Below are 2703 nucleotides of genomic sequence, written 5' to 3'. Positions count from 1 at the left end.
GAACGGACCTCGTCGCGACCGGTCGGGCGGGGTCGCGGGGCGCCGTGCCCACGGGTGGGCGCGGAGTCGGGCGGGGTCGGTCCGGGGAGGCCGTCCTCGTCGTCGTCGGATCGGTTCTCACTTTCCATTCCCAAACTGTACACAATTGACTACAGTCGGGTTGACGGGTGTGGATTCGCGCGCCCCGCCCCCACGTGAAAGGCCTCACGATGACCACCACCGACCGCCGCGACGACATCGACGCGATCAAGTCCCTGAAGTACCGCTACCTGCGCTGTGTGGACCTGCGACTGTGGGACGAGCTCGCCGAGACGCTCGCGCCCGAGGTCTCGGCCTCCTACGGCAAGCGCCTGTCCTACACCGGCCGCGACGAGGTGGTGAACGGGCTGCGGGGGCAGATGACCGACGACGTGATCACCGAGCATCAGGCACACCACCCGGAGATCGAGGTGGACGGAGACACCGCCACCGGACGCTGGTACCTGCAGGACCGGGTGATCGTGCCCGCCTTCGACACGATGATCATCGGCAGCGCCTTCTACGAGGACACCTATGCCCGGGTTGACGGCAAGTGGGTCATCACTACCACTGGCTACAAGCGCAACTTCGAGGCGATGCTCAGCCTCAAAGACATCCCGAGCTTCCAGCTGACCGAAAATCATCTCGCGCCCGCCGACGGGCAGTGACGGCGCGGGCGGACGGTGCGAGCTCTGCCCGGCGAGTCGGTGACGACGACTGTGACCGTGACGGTGACGCGTGGAGCTGATCGTCATCGCCGCGCTGTGCGTGGCGGCGGCCTCGGTCATCGGCGGCGCCACCGGGTTCGGCACGTCCTGTTGGCCACCCCGTTGATGCTGATGGCGGGCATCGGACTGGCCGAGACGGTGGTGGTGAACCTGGTCGTGGCCCTGGTCACCAGGGTGGGCGTCACCGTGCAGTTGCGCGCTCACATCACCTGGCCGCGCGTCGCGGTGCTGGGACTGGCGAGTGTGCCGGGCGCCTGGTTGGGCGTTCAGACCATCGCGTTCCTGCCGGAGGAGCACCTCAAGCCGGCGGCAGGCGCGATCACGGTCCTGTGCGGGGTCGCCATGGCGCTGCCCGCGGCCAAAACACCCCGGCCGCCCTCGGCGATCGCGACCGCGGTCACCGGGGTGATCAGCGGGTACTTCTCCACCACCACCTCGCTCAACGGACCGCCGGTCGTCCTGCTGCTCAGCCGGGCCAGGCTGCCGCCGCTGGGCTTCATCGCCGACCTCGCCGGGTACTTCGTCATCACCAGCCTGGTCTCCCTCGCACTGTTGTGGTCGGGCACCGAGATCGACCTGCCCGCCCTGCTGCCCATGGTGGTGGCCTGCACCGTCGTCGGGGTCCTGGCCAACCAGCTCGGAATCGGCATCGCCATGCGCCTGCCCACCCACGTGTTCCGCTCCGCCGTGATCTCCCTCGTGGTGATCGCCGGCCTCGTCACCTTCGCCACCGCGTGATCGACCTTCGCCACCGCGTGATCGCCGTGACGCCCCGTTCCCACTCCCACAGATTCCCGTACCGACCCCGGAGGACCCCATGACCGACAGCACCGCGCAGACCGACACGACCGCAGAGACTGACACGTCCACGCAGACCGACACGATCGCGCAGCACACCGAGAAGGCCGGCACCGCACGGGAGAACCGTCTGGCCGGAAAGGTCGCCATCGTCACCGGTGGCGGGCAGGGGGTCGGGGAGGGCATCGCGCTCGGCCTCGCCGAATCCGGTGCCGCGCTGTTGCTGGTCGGGCGTCGGATGCGCAAGCTCGAGCGGGTCGCCGAGATCATCCGCTCGAACGGTGGCACGGCCGAGTGCCTGGCCGTGGACATCATCACCGACGGCGCCCCCGAGGCGATCATCGCGACCGCCGTGGAGAAGCTCGGCGGGGTCGACATCCTGGTCAACAACGCCAACATGGCCATGCCGCTGCCGCTGTCCGACTACCCGGACGACGAGTTCCGCAAGGCCTTCGAGGGCGGCCCCCGCGTGACCTTCACCCTGATGAAGCTGGCGCGGCCCGAGATGGCCAAGCGCGGAGGGGGCACGATCATCAACCTCGTGACCGCCGCCGCCGTCCGGTGGGACGCCGCGAACTACGGCGTCTACGCCGCGGTCAAGGAGGCCATCCGCGCCCTGACCCGCGCCGCCGCCTACGAGTGGGCGGCCGAGGGCACCCGCGCCCTCAACGTGGCGCCACACGCCCACAGCCCCGGGCTGGACTGGTGGATGGAGAACAACCCCGAGGAGGCGGAGGAGTTCGTGTCGAGCATCCCCGCCGGCCGCGTGGGCGACCCCCTCCCCGACATCGGTCGCCCGGTGGCCTGGCTGTGCTCGGCCGAGGCCTCGTACCTCAGCGGTGCCACCATCCCCCTCGACGGCGGCCAGTCCCGCTGGGGCTGACCCCGTCGTCGTCGCCCCGTACAACCCCTCTCCCCGGAAAGCCTCCGCCATGACCCCGACCACTGGTCCCACGAACACCGCACCGAACAGCCGCGACGCGCTGGCCCTGGCCGCCGACATCCGCTCCGGCGCCACCGACCCCGCCGAGGTGCTGGAGGAGGCCATTGCCCGCATTGAGCGGCTCGACCCCGGGCTGGGCGCCATGGTCTCCACGCGCATCGACGCCGCGCGCGCCGAGGTGGAGGCGGGGCTGCCGGACGGACCGCTGCGGGGGGA

At 70.3% G+C, this 2703-nt stretch carries 3 protein-coding genes and 1 pseudogene; all 4 read left to right on the top strand.

Annotation, left to right across the window (positions count from 1 at the left end; translation table 11 throughout):
* Positions 1-209: 209 nt before the first annotated feature.
* Positions 210-686, top strand: a complete 477-nt coding sequence (locus tag G6020_RS12050; RefSeq protein WP_182610797.1) for a nuclear transport factor 2 family protein — start codon at positions 210-212, stop codon at positions 684-686.
* A gap of 150 nt (positions 687-836) precedes the next feature.
* Positions 837-1484: a sulfite exporter TauE/SafE family protein gene (locus G6020_RS12045; protein ID WP_241732691.1), complete on the top strand. Its 648-nt coding sequence runs from the start codon at positions 837-839 to the stop codon at positions 1482-1484.
* 79 nt (positions 1485-1563) lie between these two features.
* Positions 1564-2427 carry an SDR family oxidoreductase gene (locus tag G6020_RS12040; RefSeq protein WP_182610796.1) on the top strand — a complete coding sequence of 288 codons (864 nt, stop codon included), beginning with the start codon at positions 1564-1566 and terminating at the stop codon, positions 2425-2427.
* 49 nt (positions 2428-2476) lie between these two features.
* Positions 2477-2703 (top strand): annotated as a pseudogene (locus tag G6020_RS12035) (amidase); the annotation flags it as partial.

This window comes from Dietzia sp. B19, from assembly GCF_014145155.1.
Lineage (GTDB): Bacteria > Actinomycetota > Actinomycetes > Mycobacteriales > Mycobacteriaceae > Dietzia > Dietzia natronolimnaea.
This window is presented reverse-complemented; position numbering and strand designations above follow the sequence as displayed.